This window comes from Microbacterium sp. Y547 (assembly GCF_057669785.1).
Genome location: NZ_JBYHFN010000004.1, coordinates 180,951 through 196,688, shown reverse-complemented (window position 1 = coordinate 196,688; position 15,738 = coordinate 180,951). Strand labels below are relative to the sequence as shown.

The following is a 15,738-nucleotide window of genomic DNA, read 5'->3' as shown; positions in this document are numbered from 1 at the left end:
GGAGCCGCCTTCTCAGAGTGGGTGGGCGCCATGGGAAGCATCATCTTCCGAGGGCGGGTGCGAGGTTCGTCGCACGCGTCGGAGTATGGACGGGCCCTCCCGGGGTGTCAAGAGTCGGCGCAACCGCATCACCCGGGGTGTCGCCGCAGTGCCCCTCTTGTTCTGCACCGACCCCCCGGCGGGCGCAGAAATCACCCTCCCGGTTCCTCGTTCGACGCCGCGCGACGCCGTCTGCCATGAGCATGGTTTCGAGCCTCCCGAGCACGATGCAGCGGATCCCGCGTCCACTTCTCCGGAGGAACCGTCACTTACGCCGCCCCGACCCCCGGAAACGCCGTTTCTCTCCGGAGTTGTCGACGCTCACCCGACGAGGCCGAGGAATCCGGTGAAAACGAGCTCGCGCACACGGGGCAGCAGGTCGGCGCGCAGCGCAACCGGGTCGACCTCGAGCAACTGTCCGATCGCGTCGATCAGCACGCCGAGCGGCAGGTCGCCGTCGCACGCTCCGACGAGCGCCGCGAGGCCCGGGTCGACCGAGAGCGACCGACCGAACCCTGCGCCCTGCCGCAGCTCGATGACGGTCGGATCCTCGGCGCCGGGCAGCTGGTGCCGCGCCTCGGTGACGTCGGCCGCGACGAGGGCGACGCGGGCTGCGAGAGCGTCATCGTCGAGCTGCGCCAGCGCGTCGTGCGCGGCGAGCGCGTCGGCGAGGTGCCGGCCGAGCCCGCCCTCCGGCAGGGCCTGGGTCACCCGCTCGTACCGTGACAGCGTCGCCGCGCCCGCCGCCGGGCGCCGCAGCAGAACGTAGCCGAACCCGATCGACGCGACCCCGCGCGCGGAGAAGTCCTCGAGCCAGGCGTCGACGAGCCGCGCGTACTCCGGCGTTCCGGGCAGCGTGCCGCCGTCGCGCACCCACAGCTCGGCGTACGACAGGGGGTCGAGCTGCTCACGCTCGACGACCCAGGCGTCCAGCTCGACGGGTGCCGCCGCGACCCACTCCCGCACGCGATCGAGGCCCTCGACGCCGTCGCGGGTCTCCCAGTCGCCGAGCAGCTGCGCAACGCCGCCGGGCGCGAGGTGCGCGCCCGCGCCCGAGACGACCGCCGCGACGAGTTCGTCGCCCATGAAGCCCGCATCACGGTACTCGTACGCGGGCACACCTGCGACGCGGGGAGTGATGACGAAAGGCGGGTTCGACACGATCCGGTCGAACTGCTCACCCGCAACGGGCGCGAACAGACTGCCGTGCCTCGTCTCGATGCCGTCGACACCGCACAGCTCCGCATTGAGGCGCGTGAATCGCAGCGCGCGCTCCGAGATGTCGGTCGCGACGACATGCTCGACGGCGCGACGCGCCCGCAACGACTGGATGCCGCAGCCACTGCCGAGATCGAGCCCGCGCGCGGCGGGTGTCGGCAGCTGCAGCGACGCGAGCGTGAGCGACGCGCCCCCCACACCGAGCACATGGTCTTCAGGCAGTGGCCCGCGCAGCGCGCTCTCGTCGAGATCACTGGCGATCCACCACTCTCCGCCGCCGAGCTCATCGGCGAACGACTGCGGTCGCACGAGCGCCACGGGCTCGACGTCCGGCCCCGGCGCCACCGCGAGTCCGAGGGCGACGACACCGCGCACCCCCGTGCGCGGCAGGCTCCGGTCGACGGATGCCGCCGGTTGAGGCGCCGCGAGCACCAAGAGCCGCCCCAGTACGGCGAGCGCGTCATCACGGTCGCCCAGAGCCCGAAGCGCAAGCGAACGCAGGCCCCGAGCGAGCGCCGTGTCGGCGGTGTCACCCCACGCGGCGCGCAGGGCGGCTGACGTGAACCCCGCGTCTCGCAGGTCGTCGGCAAGTGCACGGCACAGCACAGGATCGGGCTCGGGAAGCAGAGTGCGAGAAGTCACATCCACCATTCAACCGCGTGCGCTGTCGGCACCCTTCGAGGGGCGGCCCGTAGAATCTCATCGATCGTGCGGTCCGGAATCGCACAGGAGCCCACCGAGAGTGATGATCGAGACCCCCCTGAAGAAGAGCCGGCCGCGGCGCGCGCTGTCGATCCTCACGGCCCTGACGATCGCCTTCGGGCTCGGGATGCCGCTTCCCGCTGCCGCCGACACCCCCAGCCCGGTGCCGTCGCCCGCAGCGACGGACCCGGCGGTCACCGGCACGACCTCGTTCACCCTCGCTCCGCTGCGCAACGGCATCCTGAATCCGGGCGAGACCCTCACAGTGTCGGTGACGCTGCAGAACGACACGACAGCGGACATCCCCTCGACACCTGTCACGCTCGCGCTCGGCACAGCGCCACTCGGCGGCCGGGCCGAGTTGGCGGCGTGGCTCGCCGGCTCGTCCGAAATTGCGACGCTCGATGTCGGAACCGGCATGATCGAGCCCGTCGCTGCGGGCGAGCACCAGACATCGGCGATCCTCGTGCCCCCCGAGACCCCCGAGCTGAGCGCGCTGCGGCCCGGCGTATATCCGCTCGAGGCGTCGTATGACTCGCCTGACGGCGCGATCGTGTCGACCAGTGCCATCGTCGTGCCCACCGCAGACCAGCCGCTCAACGCGTCGTTCATCGTGCCGATCACGGTCGCCGCTCGCGAAGACGCCCTGTTGACAGCGACCGAGCTTGAGCAGCTGACGGCGCCCGACGGCGAGCTGACGAGCCAGCTCGAGGGCGTCACGGGCACAGGAGCGATCCTCGCCGTCGACCCCGCGATCCCCGCCGCGATCCGGGTACTCGGCATCGCGGCGCCCGAGAGTGCGACCGCGTGGCTCGAGCAGCTCGAAGCCCTCGGCAACACGCGCTTCGCACTGCAGTTCGGCGACGCCGACCCGGCCGTGCAGGTCGAGGCCGGGCTCTCACGCCCGCTGGAGCCCACGTCTTTCACCGCCTCGATGCGCGCGGCCGACTTCCCGCCCGTCGCCGAACCCACACCGGCGCCGCCCGTCGCCCAGACGCCCTCCGCGACCGGACCGGTCGACCCGGGGGCGCCGGTCTACCCGACGGTTGAGGATCTGCTGCAGATCGGCACCGTCCGCGGCACGGTGTACTGGCCCGACGCCGCGAGCCTCACGCGCGACGCCGTCGCCGGCCTGGGTGCCCTCGACGACGGCGAGGCGCTCACCCTCGTGCCCTCGACCGCGACGGTGGCCGGCGCGGGCGGAGGCACGGTCGGCGCGCGCGGAACGGCGGGCGAGGCCGGCCTGCTCGTCGCCGATGCCGAGATGTCGCGCCTGCTGTCGGATGCCGCGGCGATCGACGAATCCGCGCTGCGCGGCGCGCCCCTCGCTGCCGCGACGGGCCACCTCGCCTTCGCCGCCGCCGAAGGCACGCCGCTGCTCGTCACCCTCGACCGCACGACCGCCCGCTCGTACATCGGGATCCGCACGGTTCTGAGCGCCGTCGCCGACTATCCCGGCGTCGTCATGCAGTCGCTCACGAGCGTCGCCGGCACAGCGACGATGCGGGTCGACCTGCTCGACGCCGAACCTCCTGCCGAGCGCGTCGCGGCGGCAGCCGCTCTCTTCGCGGATGAGGACGAGCTCGCGCGATTCGCGACGATCCTCGACGACCCGGGCCTTTTGACCGGAGTCGAACGGGCCGAGATCCTGCAGCTGCTCAGCGTCGGCTGGGCCGCACGAGCCGACGAGTTCGCGGCTGCACTCGCCGAGCACCGTGCCGCGACGCGCGAGACGCTCGGCGCGGTCAGACTGCTGCCCAACAAGACGATCAACCTCTTCGCCGCCGGAGCGGACCTGCCCTTCACGGTGCGCAACGACCTGCCGTATGCGGTCAACCTCGTGCTCTACGCCAGTCCCAACGATCTGCGGCTGAACGTGCGTCGCGCGAACGAGCTCGTCGCGACACCGCAGAGCAACACACGGGTCGACGTTCCCGTCGAGGCGCGCGTCGGAAACGGCGAGGTCACCCTCGAACTGCAACTGCGCAGCCCGTCGTTCGTCGCGATCGGCGCGTCGGAGCAGGTCGATGTCAACGTGCGCGCCGAATGGGAGACCGTGGGCCTCGTCGCGCTGGCCGTCATCGCCGGCGGCCTGCTCGTGCTCGGCGTGCTGCGCACGGTGCTGCGCTCTCGGGCGCGCCGCAGCGGCAACGACCCCTCGAGTGAGGATGCATCATGAGCGTCGGCCGGGCGAGCGCACTCATCGGAGCAGGAACCCTCGTCTCGCGGGTGACCGGGCTCGTCCGCACGATCGTGCTCGTGACGGTGCTCGGCGCGGTCTTCAGCCGCGCGGGCGACGCGTTCGCGATTGCGAACCAGCTGCCCAACACGATCTACGAGATCATCTCGTACGGCCTGCTGACGGCCGTCATCGTGCCGCAGATCGTGCGTGCCAGTTCCCACGCCGACGGGGGGCGCAGCTTCATCTCGAAGCTGTTCACACTCGGCACCGTCGTGCTGCTCGTGACGAGCGCCGTCGCGACCTTGTGCGCACCGCTGCTGGTCGAGCTGTTCGCACCGGGCTTCGAGCCCGAGCAGAAAGCGCTCGCGACGGTCCTCGCCTACTGGTGCCTGCCGCAGATCTTCTTCTACGGCCTGTACGCGCTCGTGGGCGAGGCGCTCAACGCCCGCAAGGTCTACGGGCCCTTCACGTGGGCGCCCATCGTCAACAACGTCGTGTCGATCATCGGCTTCGGCCTCATCGGGCTGTACTTCGGCACGAATCTCACCGAGGTCTCGGACTGGACCCCCGCGATGGTGACGGCGCTGGGCGCGACCGCGACGGGCGGCATCGTGATCCAGGCGCTCGTGCTGCTCTTCTTCTGGCGCCGCACCGGACTGCACCTGCGGCCGGATTTCCGCTGGAGGGGGGTCGGTCTCGGCCAGATCGGGCGCCTCGCCGGATGGACCTTTGCGATGGTCGTCGTGCGCACGCTCGCCGGCCTCGTTCAGACACGCGTCATCACCGAGGCATCGGGCGACGGCCCGTCGGCGTTCGCCATGGCCAACGCGTGGCTCGTCTTCATGCTCCCCTACTCGATCATCGTCATGTCGATCGGAACCCCTTACTTCACGCGTCTCTCCGAGCACGCGCACGCGGGACGCGATGAAGACATGCGGTCCGACCTGTCCGCCAGCATCCGCGTCACGGGCATGCTCATCACGATCGCGGCCGCCGCCCTCATGGCCGCCGCGGTCCCCGCGACCCGCGTCTTCGCCGACAGCGCCGAGGCAGCCGTCGCGGCGGCCCCCGTGCTCATGGCGTACCTCGTCGGCCTCATCCCCCTGTCGGTGCTGTTCGTCGTGCAGCGGGCGTTCTACGCCTACAACGACACCCGCACGCCCTTCCTGTTCACCGTCATCCAGTGCGGACTCTTCGTGCTGCTCGTGCTCGCCGCGCAGGCCGCGCTCCCGCTCGAGCATCTCGCGGCCGGCGTCGCGCTCGGCCAGTCGATATCGACGCTCGTGCAGGTGCTCATCGCCACGGTGTTGCTGCGGCGGCGCCTCGGCGCACTCGGCGCCCGTGCCTGGTTCGTCTCGTACGGTCGCTTCCTCATCGCCGCCGCTCCCGCTGCCGCAGCCGGGTGGCTGACCTACCTGCTGCTGGGCGGCTCCGACGGCTGGGCCGTCTCCGACAAGCTGCTCGGCGCCATCGGGACCGGCGTCATCGGGCTCGTGTCCTTCGTCGTCTATCTGGGCGCCCTCGCCCTGCTGCGCGCCCCCGAACTCGGGCCGGTCCTGGATCTTGCCCGCCGCTTCATTCCCGGCCGTCGCTGATCGCCGCGGGTCCCCCCGGCGGTGGAATGCCGCGTAGCTAGCATGGGTTGATGTCAGCGGGTGCGCAGCATCCGTCATCGAGAAGGAGTATTCGTGCGTCACGTCATCGTCATCGGTTCCGGGCCGGCCGGATACACCGCCGCTATCTACGCGGCTCGTGCCAACCTCGAACCGCTCGTCGTCGCCAGCTCCGTCGAAGCCGGCGGTGAGCTCATGAACACGACCGATGTCGAGAACTTCCCCGGGTTCCCCGAAGGCATCATGGGCCCCGACCTGATGGCGAAGATGCAGGAGCAGGCTGAGCGGTTCGGCGCCGAGGTGCTCTACGACGACGTCGTGTCGCTCGATCTCGACGGGCCCGTCAAGCGCGTCGTCCTGGGCTCGGGTGCCGTGCACGAGGCCGAGTCGATCGTGTTCGCGACGGGTTCCGCGCCGCGCAAGATCGGGATCGAGGGCGAAGCGCGTCTCGCCGGTCGCGGCGTGTCGTACTGCGCCACCTGCGACGGGTTCTTCTTCCGCGAGCGTACGATCGCGGTCGTCGGCGGCGGCGACTCGGCGATGGAAGAGGCCACGTTCCTCACGAAGTTCGCCTCGAAGGTCTACGTGATCCACCGCCGCGACGAACTGCGCGCGTCCAAGATCATGCAGGACCGCGCCTTCGCCAACGACAAGATCGAGTTCGTGTGGAACAGCGAGATCGTCGACATCCTCGGTGAAGACGCTGTCACCGGCGTCATGCTGAGCGACACCCGCACGGGCGAGACCCGCGAGCTCGCGCTTGACGGTGTCTTCGTCGCGATCGGCAACGACCCCCGCACCCACCTCGTGCACGACAAGCTCGACCTGACGCCCGAGGGCACCGTGTGGGTCGACGGTCGCTCGTCGCGCACCTCGGAGCCGGGTGTGTTCGCCGCCGGTGACGTCATCGACCCCACGTACCGTCAGGCGGTCACCGCCGCGGGCAGCGGCACCGTCGCGGCTCTCGACGTCGAGCACTACCTCGCCGCGCTCGGCGAAGCGGGCGCCCCGGCTGCCGATGCCTCGCCCATCGACGGGCTCGCCGACGTCGGCGTCGCCTGAACACGGAACAAACCCCGCGTCCTGGACGTTTCCCCTCCAGAGACGTCACACCCAAAAGGAGATAGACATGACCGCCAAAGCGACGACGTCGGCCACATGGGAGCAGGACGTGCTCCAGGCCGAAGGACCCGTGCTCGTGGACTTCTGGGCCGCCTGGTGCGGACCGTGTCGCATGGTCGCTCCCGTTCTCGATGAGATCCAGGCTGAGAACCCCGACAAGATCACGATTCTCAAGCTCAACGTCGACGAGAATCCTGACCTCGCGATGAAGTACCAGATCACGTCGATTCCGGCGATGAAGGTCTTCAACAACGGCCAGGTCGAAGCGACCATCGTCGGCGCCAAGCCGAAGTTCGCACTCGAGCAGGACCTCGCCAAGTACATCGGCTGACACTGATCTTCGACTCCCCCGGTGATGGTTTTTCCACCTCACCGGGGGTTTCACTTTTTCTACGAGGCGTCTGCCCGCACCGTGGCATCCCACGGACGATGCGTATTAGCCTCGCCGAGCAGTCGCCAGACGGCCGTCGTCAATTCGGGGTAGTCCTCGGCGATCTGCCGCAGTACCCGGTAGTGGCGCGCCGCGGTCGGGCGTACCCCGCCGTCGGCCTCGATGTTCTCGGCGCGCAGCGTGAAGACGACGAGCTCATCGACCGTCGGCAGATCCTCCATGAACTCCCATGGATCCTGGCCGGAGCGCAGACGCTCGTCGATGATGACGGACAGTTCATCGGTCGCCTCGGCGCGCAGCAGCTCCAAGCTCGCGCGCCGGCGCGGCCTCTGGTCGTCGTTAGTCACTCATCCAGGGTACGTCGCTCGGAGCACGCGGGCGCCCGCGCCGGAACGCCGGCTCCTCCTGGCCCGGGTTTCCGATCAGCTCGCGCCGTACGGTGACTCGCCGAGTTCCTCGAGGATCCGATTGAGGTCCTGGATGCTGGCGAAGTCAATACTGATCTGGCCTTTGCGCGCACCCAGCGCGATCTTGACGCGTGTGTTGAGGCGGTCGCCGAGGCGCTCAGCAAGGTCGTCGAGGTGTGCGCGCCGCGACCCCGCCTGGGGCTTCGGGCGACGGGATCCGGCCACATCCGTCATCTTCGCGGCCGCCTCGGCGGCGCGCACCGAGAGATCCTCGTTCACGATCTTGTCCGAGAGCCGCTGCATTGCGTCGGCGTCGTCGAGCGACAAGATGGCCCGGGCATGACCTGCCGTCAGCACCCCTGCAGCGACTCGCTGCTGCACCGGCATCGGCAGCTTCAAGAGGCGGATCGTGTTGCTGATCTGGGGCCTGGATCGCCCGATGCGGCTCGCGAGCTCTTCCTGCGTGATCCCGAAATCAGCGAGCAGCTGCTCGTAGGCAGACGCCTCTTCGAGGGGGTTCAGCTCGGAGCGGTGCAGGTTCTCGAGCAGGGCGTCACGCAGTAGATGCTCGTCGGAGGTCTCACGGACGACGGCGGGGATCGTCTCGAGCCCGGCTTCGCGGGCCGCGCGTGTGCGACGCTCGCCCATGATGAGCTCGTACGTGCCCTCGCCCGTGTCACGCACGACGACGGGTTGCAGCACGCCGAACTCGCGCACGCTGTGGACGAGCTCGGCGAGATCGTCGGGGTCGAAGTGGGTGCGCGGCTGCCGCGGATTCGGCACGATCGAGTGCGGATCGATGTGGGCGAGGTGCGCTCCGGGCACCGCGACGAGCTCGGGCGCGGCGGCTGCGGTGGATGATGCCGTCGCCGCGCCTCCATCGGACGACACATCGTCGGGTGCGGCCGGTTCGGACGGGGCTGAGCGGGGGAAGAACACGTCGGCGGGGCGGGCCTCTGTGGGCTCGCTCGTGGGGATAAGGGCGCCGATTCCGCGGCCGAGACCCGTGCGCTTGGCCATCAGGATTCCTCTTCTGTTCGTGGGGACAGGGGCGCGCCGTCGCGCCGGATGATCTCTACGGCAGCTTCACGGTAAGCGACAGCGCCGGCCGACTGTCCGTCATAGGCGATGACGGTCTGCCCGAAGCTCGGGGCCTCCGAGACGCGCACGGAACGCGGGATGACGGTGTCGAGAACCTCGTTGGGAAAGTGCTCCCGTACTTCTTCGGCGACCTGTTGGGCGAGGCGCGTGCGCCCGTCATACATCGTGAGCATGATCGTCGACAGGCGGAGGGCCGGATTGAGGTGCTTCTGGATCATCTGAACGGTGCCGAGAAGCTGACTGAGGCCCTCGAGGGCGTAGTACTCGCACTGAATCGGGATAAGGAGCTCGCTGGCAGCAGCGAACGCGTTGATCGTGAGCAGTCCGAGTGACGGTGGGCAGTCGATCAGCACGAAGTCGAGGCGGTGCGTGTCGTCTGCAAGGTAGCCGTCGAGCGCCGTCCGCAGGCGATGTTCGCGCGCGACCTGCGACACGAGCTCGATTTCGGCCCCCGCCAGGTGAATCGTGCTCGGCGCGCAGAACAGCCGGGGAGACTCCGGGCTGGTCTGAATGACCTCAGCGAGCGGGAACTCGTCGATCAGCACGTCGTAGATACTCGGAACGTCTGCAGTGTGCGGAACCCCGAGTGCTGTTGATGCGTTCCCTTGCGGGTCAAGGTCGATCACGAGCACGCGAGCACCGGCTGCCGCAAGGGCGGCAGCGACATTGACGGTCGTGGTGGTCTTTCCCACGCCGCCCTTCTGGTTCGAGATCGTCAGGACTCGGGTGCGACCACTGAGCTGCACATCCGCGCTTTCCAGCACGCGTCGGCGGGCGTTGAGGTCTGCGATTTCCCGAGCGATCGGCGAATCGTCGAGGCTGAAAGAGGGTGCCGCGGCCGCCGGTTCGTCGGGATGTTCCACGTGAAACGGTCTCCTGAAATGCTCGTCGGACAACAACCCCACTCTACCCGCCCGCGGTGGTCACCGACGCGGTGAGCCGGAGGCAGTCCGAGGCGGAATCCCCTGCCCCGTCGGCCGACCGACCCACCGACGAGCGGTACACGCCGGCCGTGTTTCACGTGAAACCCACGTTGCGCGACGGAAGGGCGCCGGTCCCTCTCTGGCTCAAAGGTCGCGGCACGGCGGGCGCACCTGTTTCACGTGAAACATCGTCTTGCGTGCCGGATATATGCGCTGCGGCATCGGGGTCCCCCGGGCAGTCCCGTTCCACGTGAAACACCTGGCTGCACCACCGCGGATGGGATAGGCACAGCAATCACCATTGCGCGCCGACGTCGCAGCCCAGCGGAACGCACTCCCGTTCGGCATGAGTGATCGTGCTGCGCGGTCCCGTTTCACGTGAAACAGCGGGGAAGCCGCACTGGTCTGCTTCTACCCCGCGCTCATGACGGCCGCCGTGTGTTCGACCAGCCGATGTCTCCCGTGGAACAGTGGACTGTGGCGCTCTCCCTTCGACATCACCCGATGTCGGTGGGGTCACCCAACCGGGGACCGTCGCCTTATGGCGGCCCGCACCGCGCATCACCGCAGATGCGCGCGAAGTGCAGTCCTCAGCCGCGAGGCTCCGGCCGGCGGGTGCCCCAGACGGCGTGTTCCACAGTGGGAGGAGACGTCCGACGCCGTTCACGCGTCGCGTGAATCGGGCGTTACCGAGGGGTCGCCTCCGTGCTCGCGCCTCACCGTCCAGACGCCGACGGAGCCGCGTGCCCGGGGTCGTTTCACGTGAAACATCCCCGCCCCACACGGATCCATGCGCGCCCCCGTAGCCACCGGTCAGCGATGTCAGGGTCCCGGGCCCCATCCTCTGCATGGCCGGTATGGGCTGGCCGCCCTGTCGCCGCCAGCGACACACCCGGGGCCGCGCGCGTTTCACGTGAAACGGCGCTAGCGCACCGTTCCACGAATGACGCGGGAGGGCTCCGCGAGGAGGTCGGCGCCGAGGATCTCGACCCGGGCGCCGCTGACCTTGAACTTGCGCAGCTGCTTCTCAGCGGCTTCGATCTCGCCGGGTGCGGACGCCCCTTTGAGGAAAATCAGCTCGCCGCCGTCTTTGACGAGCGGAGCGGTAATCGGCACCAGGGTACGCAGGGCGCTGACGGCCCGAGCGGTAACGGCATCGAGTACGGGACCGCGGTCCCAATCCTCTGCCCGCGCGCGCAGCACCTCGACGTTGTCGAGCCCCAGGTCAGAGACCTGCTCGTTCAACCACGCGATGCGACGCTCCATCGGCTCGATCAGCACGAATGACACGTCGGGCCGCGCAATCGCGAGCACGAGACCCGGTAGTCCGGCTCCTGAGCCGACATCGCCGACGAGCCCAGCGAACAACGGAGCGATGACAGCACTGTTCAGAATGTGCCTCGACCAGAGCCTCGAAGGCTCGAGGGGACCGATGAGCCCGCGTTCTTCGCCGTGCAGCCCCAGTGAGTCAGCGAAACGCCGGGCGAGGTCGATGCGATCACCGAAGATCTCGGCAGCCGCCGCCGGTTCGTTCTCGATATCGATCATGAATGTTTCACGTGAAACGATCAGGCGCGGCGAATGACCGTGTGCCGGTCAGCACCTTCGCCGTACGACTCCGACACGAAGCCGCGGTCGGCCACGACATCGTGCACGAGTTTGCGCTCGTAACTCGACATGGCCGGGAGGGATGCCTGCGAGGCACCTTCGTCGAGGCGCGCGATCGCGCGGTCCACCAGGGACTCGAGCTCACGCTGGCGTGCGTCCCGTGAGCCTCCGATGTCGAGGATCAGACGCGAGAAGCGCCCGGTCTGGTTCTGCACCACGATTCGCGTGAGTTCCTGCAACGCGTGAACGGTGTCGGGATCCGACAGCAGCTCGACCGATCCGCCCTCGGGCGGTTCGACGGAGACATACGCGCGGTCGGAGCGCACATCGAGATCGAGATCACCGTCGATGTCGGCGATGTCGAGAAGGCCCTCGATGAAGTCGGCGGCGATGTCGCCTTCCTGTTCGAGCTGCTCGACGGTCGCCGGCTCACGGTCAGGGCGCTCGTCAGCCGTGACGTCGGGGGAGATGCTCATGAAGTCCTCGTTATCGCTCGAAATGGGCGGTGTCAGCTTTTGTCGCCGGAATCCGGCTTCTTCTGCTGACCGGTGCCGCCCTGCTTCTTCTTGGCGCGCTGCTTGCTGACAGGCTGCTGGCGCTTCGGGGCCGCGGCGCGGGCGCGCTCGGCCTCTTCGAGCAGGCGCTGCTGCTCGGCCAGGTACTTCTCCATCGGTACGACCTTGCCATCCGAACCGATGGCCTTGCCCTTGCGCGCCAGTCGTTCCTCGCGTGCCTTGGCCGCGTCGGAGCCCGGGGTCGGCATTTCGCGGATCACGAGGAACTGCTGACCCATCGTCCACAGGTTCGACACGAACCAGTAGATGACGACACCGAGCGGGAAGAACACACCCGAGAAGACGAAGGCGAACGGCAGCACCCAGAGCATGATCTTCTGCATCTGGTAGGCCTGGCCGGTCTTGGCCTCGGGCGAGAGGTTCTTCGAGATGATCTGCAGCTGCGTGAAGAACTGCGAGCCGATCATGAGGACGACGAGGATCACGAGGATCACGATCGCCACGGTGTTGCTGCTCTCGACGGCGTTGATCAGCGTCTCGTGAAGAGATGCCACTCCGAAGAGCTTCGCGTCGTAGAACTCCTGCGTGAGCTCGGTGTTGAGCAACCCGACGCCACTGAAGTTCGGGTTGTCGCGGATCTTCTGCACATCGTTCAGCACGCTGAACAGAGCGAAGAAGACGGGCATCTGCACGAGCAGCGGCAGACAGCTGGAGACGGGCGTCGTGCCGTGCTTCTTGTAGAGCGCCATCGTCTCGCGGCTCATCGCCTCGCGAGAGAGCTGATCACGCTTCCCGCGGTACTTCTCCTGAACTTTTCGCAGTTCAGGGGCGATTTCCATCATCTTTCGCTGGCTCTTGATCTGCTTCACGAAGAGCGGAATCATCGCCGAACGAACGACGATCACCAGACCCACGATCGACAGGACCCACGTGATGCCCTCGGCCGCCGGCATACCGGCCGCGGTCAGCAGCCAGTGCCAGCCGACGAGGATGAGCTCGACGAGCCACTTCAGCGGCCACAGGATGGTTCCGATGAGATCGAAGCCACCCCCGCCGGCATCCGGAGCGGGGGTCGAGGCAAGTAGAAGATCCATGCGGTGGATCAGTCCTTTCCGGTGGAGGCAGGCACGACGAACCCGTGTGGGGTCAGTGCGTGACGGAAGCTCGAGTGAGCGGGGACGTCATCGACGCCCCCGACAGCCCACGGGTGACAGCGGGCGAGGCGGGCGGCGCTCAGCGCTGCGCCCTTGATCGCTCCGTGCTGCTGGACAGCGCCGACGGCGTACGCAGAGCACGAGGGGTAGTACTTGCAGACGTCGCCGTACATATGCGAGACCGTCGCGCGGTAACCATGAAGCAGGCTGAGCACCAGGTTTCGCGGGACGAGCGGTACGGTCCGCAGCAGATCGGATGCCACCAGACGGGCATCGCCGATCGCATAGGCAGGCAGGACGCTCATGCCGCCGCCCGACGCGCGAGGCAGCGGACGACATCGTCGCGAAGCTGGCCGAAATCAGCTGTCGCCGCGCTCGGTAGAGCGCGGATGACGATCTCGGCGCCCGGACGAACACTGGGCAGGGCGCCGGCACAGACGGCCTTGAGCCGCCGGCGAACGGTGTTGCGCACGACGGCGGATCCGACCTGGCGGCTGACGATGAAGCCGAAGCGAGTCGCAGCGGCGTCGGTCGACCCGCCCACGTACGTCACGGTGTGCTCACCGACGCACCGTCGGCCTCGACGGACGACGGCCTTGTACTCCGCTCCGCGAGTGAGTCGGTTCGGCCTCGCCAGCACCGGGCGAGGTCAGGCCGAGAGCTCGGTGCGGCCCTTGCCGCGACGAGCCGCGAGGATGGCACGGCCGGCGCGAGTGCGCATGCGAGCACGGAAGCCGTGCTTCTTGGCACGACGACGGTTGTTGGGCTGGAACGTGCGCTTGCTCATGAGATAACTCCGGATGGGGCTGGTCCGCGGACTCCACGTGGATGCGTCGAGGGCCGAAGACGACGATGAGGGGACTCCGCCAAGAGGCATGAGTCAACCGACTAAGGCTACGTCGAGCGACGCCAGAATTCAAACCGGACCTCGTGGGGGGCATTATCCCCATATCACCCAGGTGACCCTGGCAAAGACACGCCGCTCCTCTCTACAGTGGAGTTTGCTCCTGAGTCGCGCCGTGACTAGCGTTGCTCCGGCAGTTTTCCACAGGCTGTTCGCGATGAATCCGCGACATCCGGTGGACTCATCAACACCCCGGGGGGGATATGTCAGCGCACGAGAATCCAGATGTTCCTGTCTGGTCCGCTGTGCTCGATGTCCTTCGCACCGACGACCGCATCACACCTCAGCTCGAGGGGTTCCTCAACCTCGCCGTTCCGCAGGGCGTCATGGCGGGCACCCTCTACCTCGACGTTCCCAACGACCTGACAGCGGCGCAGTTCACCAAGCGCATGCGCGGACCCGTTCTCGAGGCGATCGCCGAGGCTTCGCCCGACGGGGAGGTCACACAGTTCCGCGTCGTGGTCAATCCCGATCTGGTCGACGCCCATCTCACCGTTCCCATCCCGACGCACACAGAGCCGGTGATCCCGGCGTCCCCCGGGCCGCGCTCTCCGATCGAAGACGTGTCGGATACCGCACCCGGCGTCACCCGCAGCGATACGCGCCTCAACCCGAAGTACACCTTCGACAGCTTCGTCATCGGTCAGTCGAACCGCTTCGCACACGCTGCGGCCGTCGCGGTGGCAGAAGCACCGGCCAAGGCCTACAACCCGCTCTTCATCTATGGAGACTCGGGACTGGGCAAGACGCACCTGCTGCACGCCATCGGCGATTACGCGATCAGCCTCTACGCCGGCATCAAGGTTCGGTATGTCTCGAGCGAAGAGTTCACGAACGACTTCATCAACTCGATCGCGAACAACCGGGGGTCAGCCTTCCAAGCGCGCTACCGCGAGGTCGACATCCTGCTGATCGACGACATCCAGTTCCTGCAGGGACGAGCCGAAACACAGGAAGCCTTCTTCCACACGTTCAATACCCTGCACGATCACAACAAGCAGGTCGTCATCACGAGCGACGTGCCCCCGAAGCACCTCACGGGCTTCGAGGACCGCATGCGAAGCCGCTTCGAGTGGGGCCTCATCACCGACGTGCAGGCTCCCGATCTCGAGACGCGCATCGCGATCCTGCGTAAGAAGGCACAGTCCGAGCGGCTGCACATCCCCGACGAAGTCCTCGAGTACATCGCGACCGTCGTCTCCTCGAACATCCGCGAGCTCGAAGGCGCACTCATCCGGGTGTCGGCTTTCGCCAGCCTCAATCGCTCCACGCTCGACATGCCACTGGCGCAGACCGTGCTGCGCGACATCATCGACCAAGACGATGCCAACGTCATCTCGCCGACGGACATCATCACGGCGACCGCGCAGTACTTCAAGCTCACGGTGGATGATCTGTACGGCTCCAGCCGCTCCCAGTCCATCGCCACGGCCCGTCAGATCGCGATGTACCTGTGCCGCGAGCGCACGAGCCTGTCTCTGCCCAAGATCGGGCAGCTGTTCGGCAATCGCGATCACACGACCGTCATGTACGCCTACAAGAAGATCAGCGAACTCATGAAAGAGCGCCGCTCCATCTTCAATCAGGTCTCCGAAATCACGTCCCAGCTCGGTCGCGGCGGACGCTGACCCTTCGGTTTGACACAGGGCCCGAAAGGGCTCATCATGCACGTTCTACACATGTGGATAACCTGTGGATAACTTCGCCGGAGTGTCAGAAACCCGGCCTCGAAGACCACGGTGCTTGTGGATGACTCGACATTTCGACTCGTATCGGTGATCGGCACGCACCCACTAATCCGCAGCCGCTCCACAACTCACACCGATGTAGTTTCCATGTGCCGAGCGGTTTCCCCAGAG

Annotated in this window: 15 protein-coding genes; 5 read left to right on the top strand and 10 right to left on the bottom strand. The window is 67.5% G+C overall.

What is annotated here, in order from left to right; genetic code table 11:
- Nucleotides 1–360: 360 nt before the first annotated feature.
- Entirely contained in the window at nt 361–1,908 is a 1,548-nt protein-coding gene (locus AC25Y0_RS08140; protein WP_488123648.1) for a DUF7059 domain-containing protein, read from the bottom strand.
- A 94-nt stretch (nt 1,909–2,002) separates the two neighbouring features.
- Between AC25Y0_RS08140 and AC25Y0_RS08135 the strand changes: the two genes are divergently transcribed.
- The 4 genes from AC25Y0_RS08135 (at nt 2,003) to trxA (ending at nt 7,207) form a co-directional block, all read left to right on the top strand.
- Complete coding sequence (locus tag AC25Y0_RS08135; protein ID WP_488123649.1) at nt 2,003–4,138, top strand: DUF6049 family protein; 2,136 nt, start codon at nt 2,003–2,005, stop codon at nt 4,136–4,138.
- Complete coding sequence (gene murJ / locus AC25Y0_RS08130) at nt 4,135–5,736, top strand: murein biosynthesis integral membrane protein MurJ (protein WP_488134488.1); 1,602 nt, start codon at nt 4,135–4,137, stop codon at nt 5,734–5,736. The genes AC25Y0_RS08135 and murJ overlap by 4 nt, the downstream gene beginning before the upstream one ends.
- Before the next feature lie 93 nt (nt 5,737–5,829).
- Nucleotides 5,830–6,816, top strand: coding sequence for a thioredoxin-disulfide reductase (gene trxB, locus AC25Y0_RS08125; RefSeq protein WP_488123651.1), 987 nt, complete (start codon nt 5,830–5,832; stop codon nt 6,814–6,816).
- A gap of 67 nt (nt 6,817–6,883) precedes the next feature.
- On the top strand, nt 6,884–7,207 hold the full coding sequence (gene trxA / locus AC25Y0_RS08120; RefSeq protein WP_488123652.1) for a thioredoxin: 324 nt from the start codon (nt 6,884–6,886) through the stop codon (nt 7,205–7,207).
- Nucleotides 7,208–7,266: 59 nt separating this feature from the next.
- Here trxA and AC25Y0_RS08115 read toward each other — a convergent pair whose 3' ends face one another.
- From AC25Y0_RS08115 to rpmH, 9 genes are all read right to left on the bottom strand, one after another.
- On the bottom strand, nt 7,267–7,614 hold the full coding sequence (locus AC25Y0_RS08115) for a tryptophan synthase subunit alpha (RefSeq protein ID WP_488123653.1): 348 nt from the start codon (nt 7,612–7,614) through the stop codon (nt 7,267–7,269).
- Between the two features lie 75 nt (nt 7,615–7,689).
- On the bottom strand, nt 7,690–8,694 hold the full coding sequence (locus tag AC25Y0_RS08110; protein ID WP_488123654.1) for a ParB/RepB/Spo0J family partition protein: 1,005 nt from the start codon (nt 8,692–8,694) through the stop codon (nt 7,690–7,692).
- Nucleotides 8,694–9,638, bottom strand: coding sequence for a ParA family protein (locus tag AC25Y0_RS08105; RefSeq protein ID WP_488123655.1), 945 nt, complete (start codon nt 9,636–9,638; stop codon nt 8,694–8,696). The genes AC25Y0_RS08110 and AC25Y0_RS08105 overlap by 1 nt, the downstream gene beginning before the upstream one ends.
- 984 nt (nt 9,639–10,622) lie before the next feature.
- Nucleotides 10,623–11,246, bottom strand: coding sequence for a 16S rRNA (guanine(527)-N(7))-methyltransferase RsmG (rsmG, locus tag AC25Y0_RS08100; protein WP_488134487.1), 624 nt, complete (start codon nt 11,244–11,246; stop codon nt 10,623–10,625).
- 20 nt (nt 11,247–11,266) lie between these two features.
- The gene (locus AC25Y0_RS08095; protein ID WP_488123657.1) at nt 11,267–11,782 is read right to left on the bottom strand and encodes a Jag family protein; all 516 of its coding nucleotides are present in this window, start codon (nt 11,780–11,782) and stop codon (nt 11,267–11,269) included.
- Between the two features lie 32 nt (nt 11,783–11,814).
- Complete coding sequence (yidC, locus tag AC25Y0_RS08090; RefSeq protein WP_488134486.1) at nt 11,815–12,915, bottom strand: membrane protein insertase YidC; 1,101 nt, start codon at nt 12,913–12,915, stop codon at nt 11,815–11,817.
- Between the two features lie 8 nt (nt 12,916–12,923).
- Nucleotides 12,924–13,280 (bottom strand): membrane protein insertion efficiency factor YidD, encoded by a 357-nt coding sequence (gene yidD / locus AC25Y0_RS08085; protein WP_488123659.1) that lies wholly within the window; start codon nt 13,278–13,280, stop codon nt 12,924–12,926.
- The gene (rnpA, locus tag AC25Y0_RS08080; RefSeq protein WP_488123660.1) at nt 13,277–13,615 is read right to left on the bottom strand and encodes a ribonuclease P protein component; all 339 of its coding nucleotides are present in this window, start codon (nt 13,613–13,615) and stop codon (nt 13,277–13,279) included. The genes yidD and rnpA overlap by 4 nt, the downstream gene beginning before the upstream one ends.
- Nucleotides 13,616–13,624: 9 nt before the next feature.
- Nucleotides 13,625–13,762, bottom strand: coding sequence for a 50S ribosomal protein L34 (rpmH, locus tag AC25Y0_RS08075; protein WP_043595303.1), 138 nt, complete (start codon nt 13,760–13,762; stop codon nt 13,625–13,627).
- Nucleotides 13,763–14,082: 320 nt separating this feature from the next.
- On the opposite strand from rpmH, the gene dnaA reads away from it, so the two are divergent.
- Complete coding sequence (gene dnaA / locus AC25Y0_RS08070; RefSeq protein ID WP_488123661.1) at nt 14,083–15,507, top strand: chromosomal replication initiator protein DnaA; 1,425 nt, start codon at nt 14,083–14,085, stop codon at nt 15,505–15,507.
- Nucleotides 15,508–15,738: the final 231 nt, after the last annotated feature.

Bases quoted from the DNA above. Each gene is read 5' to 3' on its own strand.
- AC25Y0_RS08140 (WP_488123648.1), bottom strand. From the start codon at position 1,908: ATGGTGGATGTGACTTCTCGCACTCTGCTTCCCGAGCCCGATCCTGTG.
- AC25Y0_RS08135 (WP_488123649.1), top strand. From the start codon at position 2,003: ATGATCGAGACCCCCCTGAAGAAGAGCCGGCCGCGGCGCGCGCTGTCG.
- murJ (WP_488134488.1), top strand. From the start codon at position 4,135: ATGAGCGTCGGCCGGGCGAGCGCACTCATCGGAGCAGGAACCCTCGTC.
- trxA (WP_488123652.1), top strand. From the start codon at position 6,884: ATGACCGCCAAAGCGACGACGTCGGCCACATGGGAGCAGGACGTGCTC.
- AC25Y0_RS08110 (WP_488123654.1), bottom strand. From the start codon at position 8,694: ATGGCCAAGCGCACGGGTCTCGGCCGCGGAATCGGCGCCCTTATCCCC.
- rsmG (WP_488134487.1), bottom strand. From the start codon at position 11,246: ATGATCGATATCGAGAACGAACCGGCGGCGGCTGCCGAGATCTTCGGT.
- AC25Y0_RS08095 (WP_488123657.1), bottom strand. From the start codon at position 11,782: ATGAGCATCTCCCCCGACGTCACGGCTGACGAGCGCCCTGACCGTGAG.
- yidC (WP_488134486.1), bottom strand. From the start codon at position 12,915: ATGGATCTTCTACTTGCCTCGACCCCCGCTCCGGATGCCGGCGGGGGT.
- yidD (WP_488123659.1), bottom strand. From the start codon at position 13,280: ATGAGCGTCCTGCCTGCCTATGCGATCGGCGATGCCCGTCTGGTGGCA.
- rpmH (WP_043595303.1), bottom strand. From the start codon at position 13,762: ATGAGCAAGCGCACGTTCCAGCCCAACAACCGTCGTCGTGCCAAGAAG.
- dnaA (WP_488123661.1), top strand. From the start codon at position 14,083: ATGTCAGCGCACGAGAATCCAGATGTTCCTGTCTGGTCCGCTGTGCTC.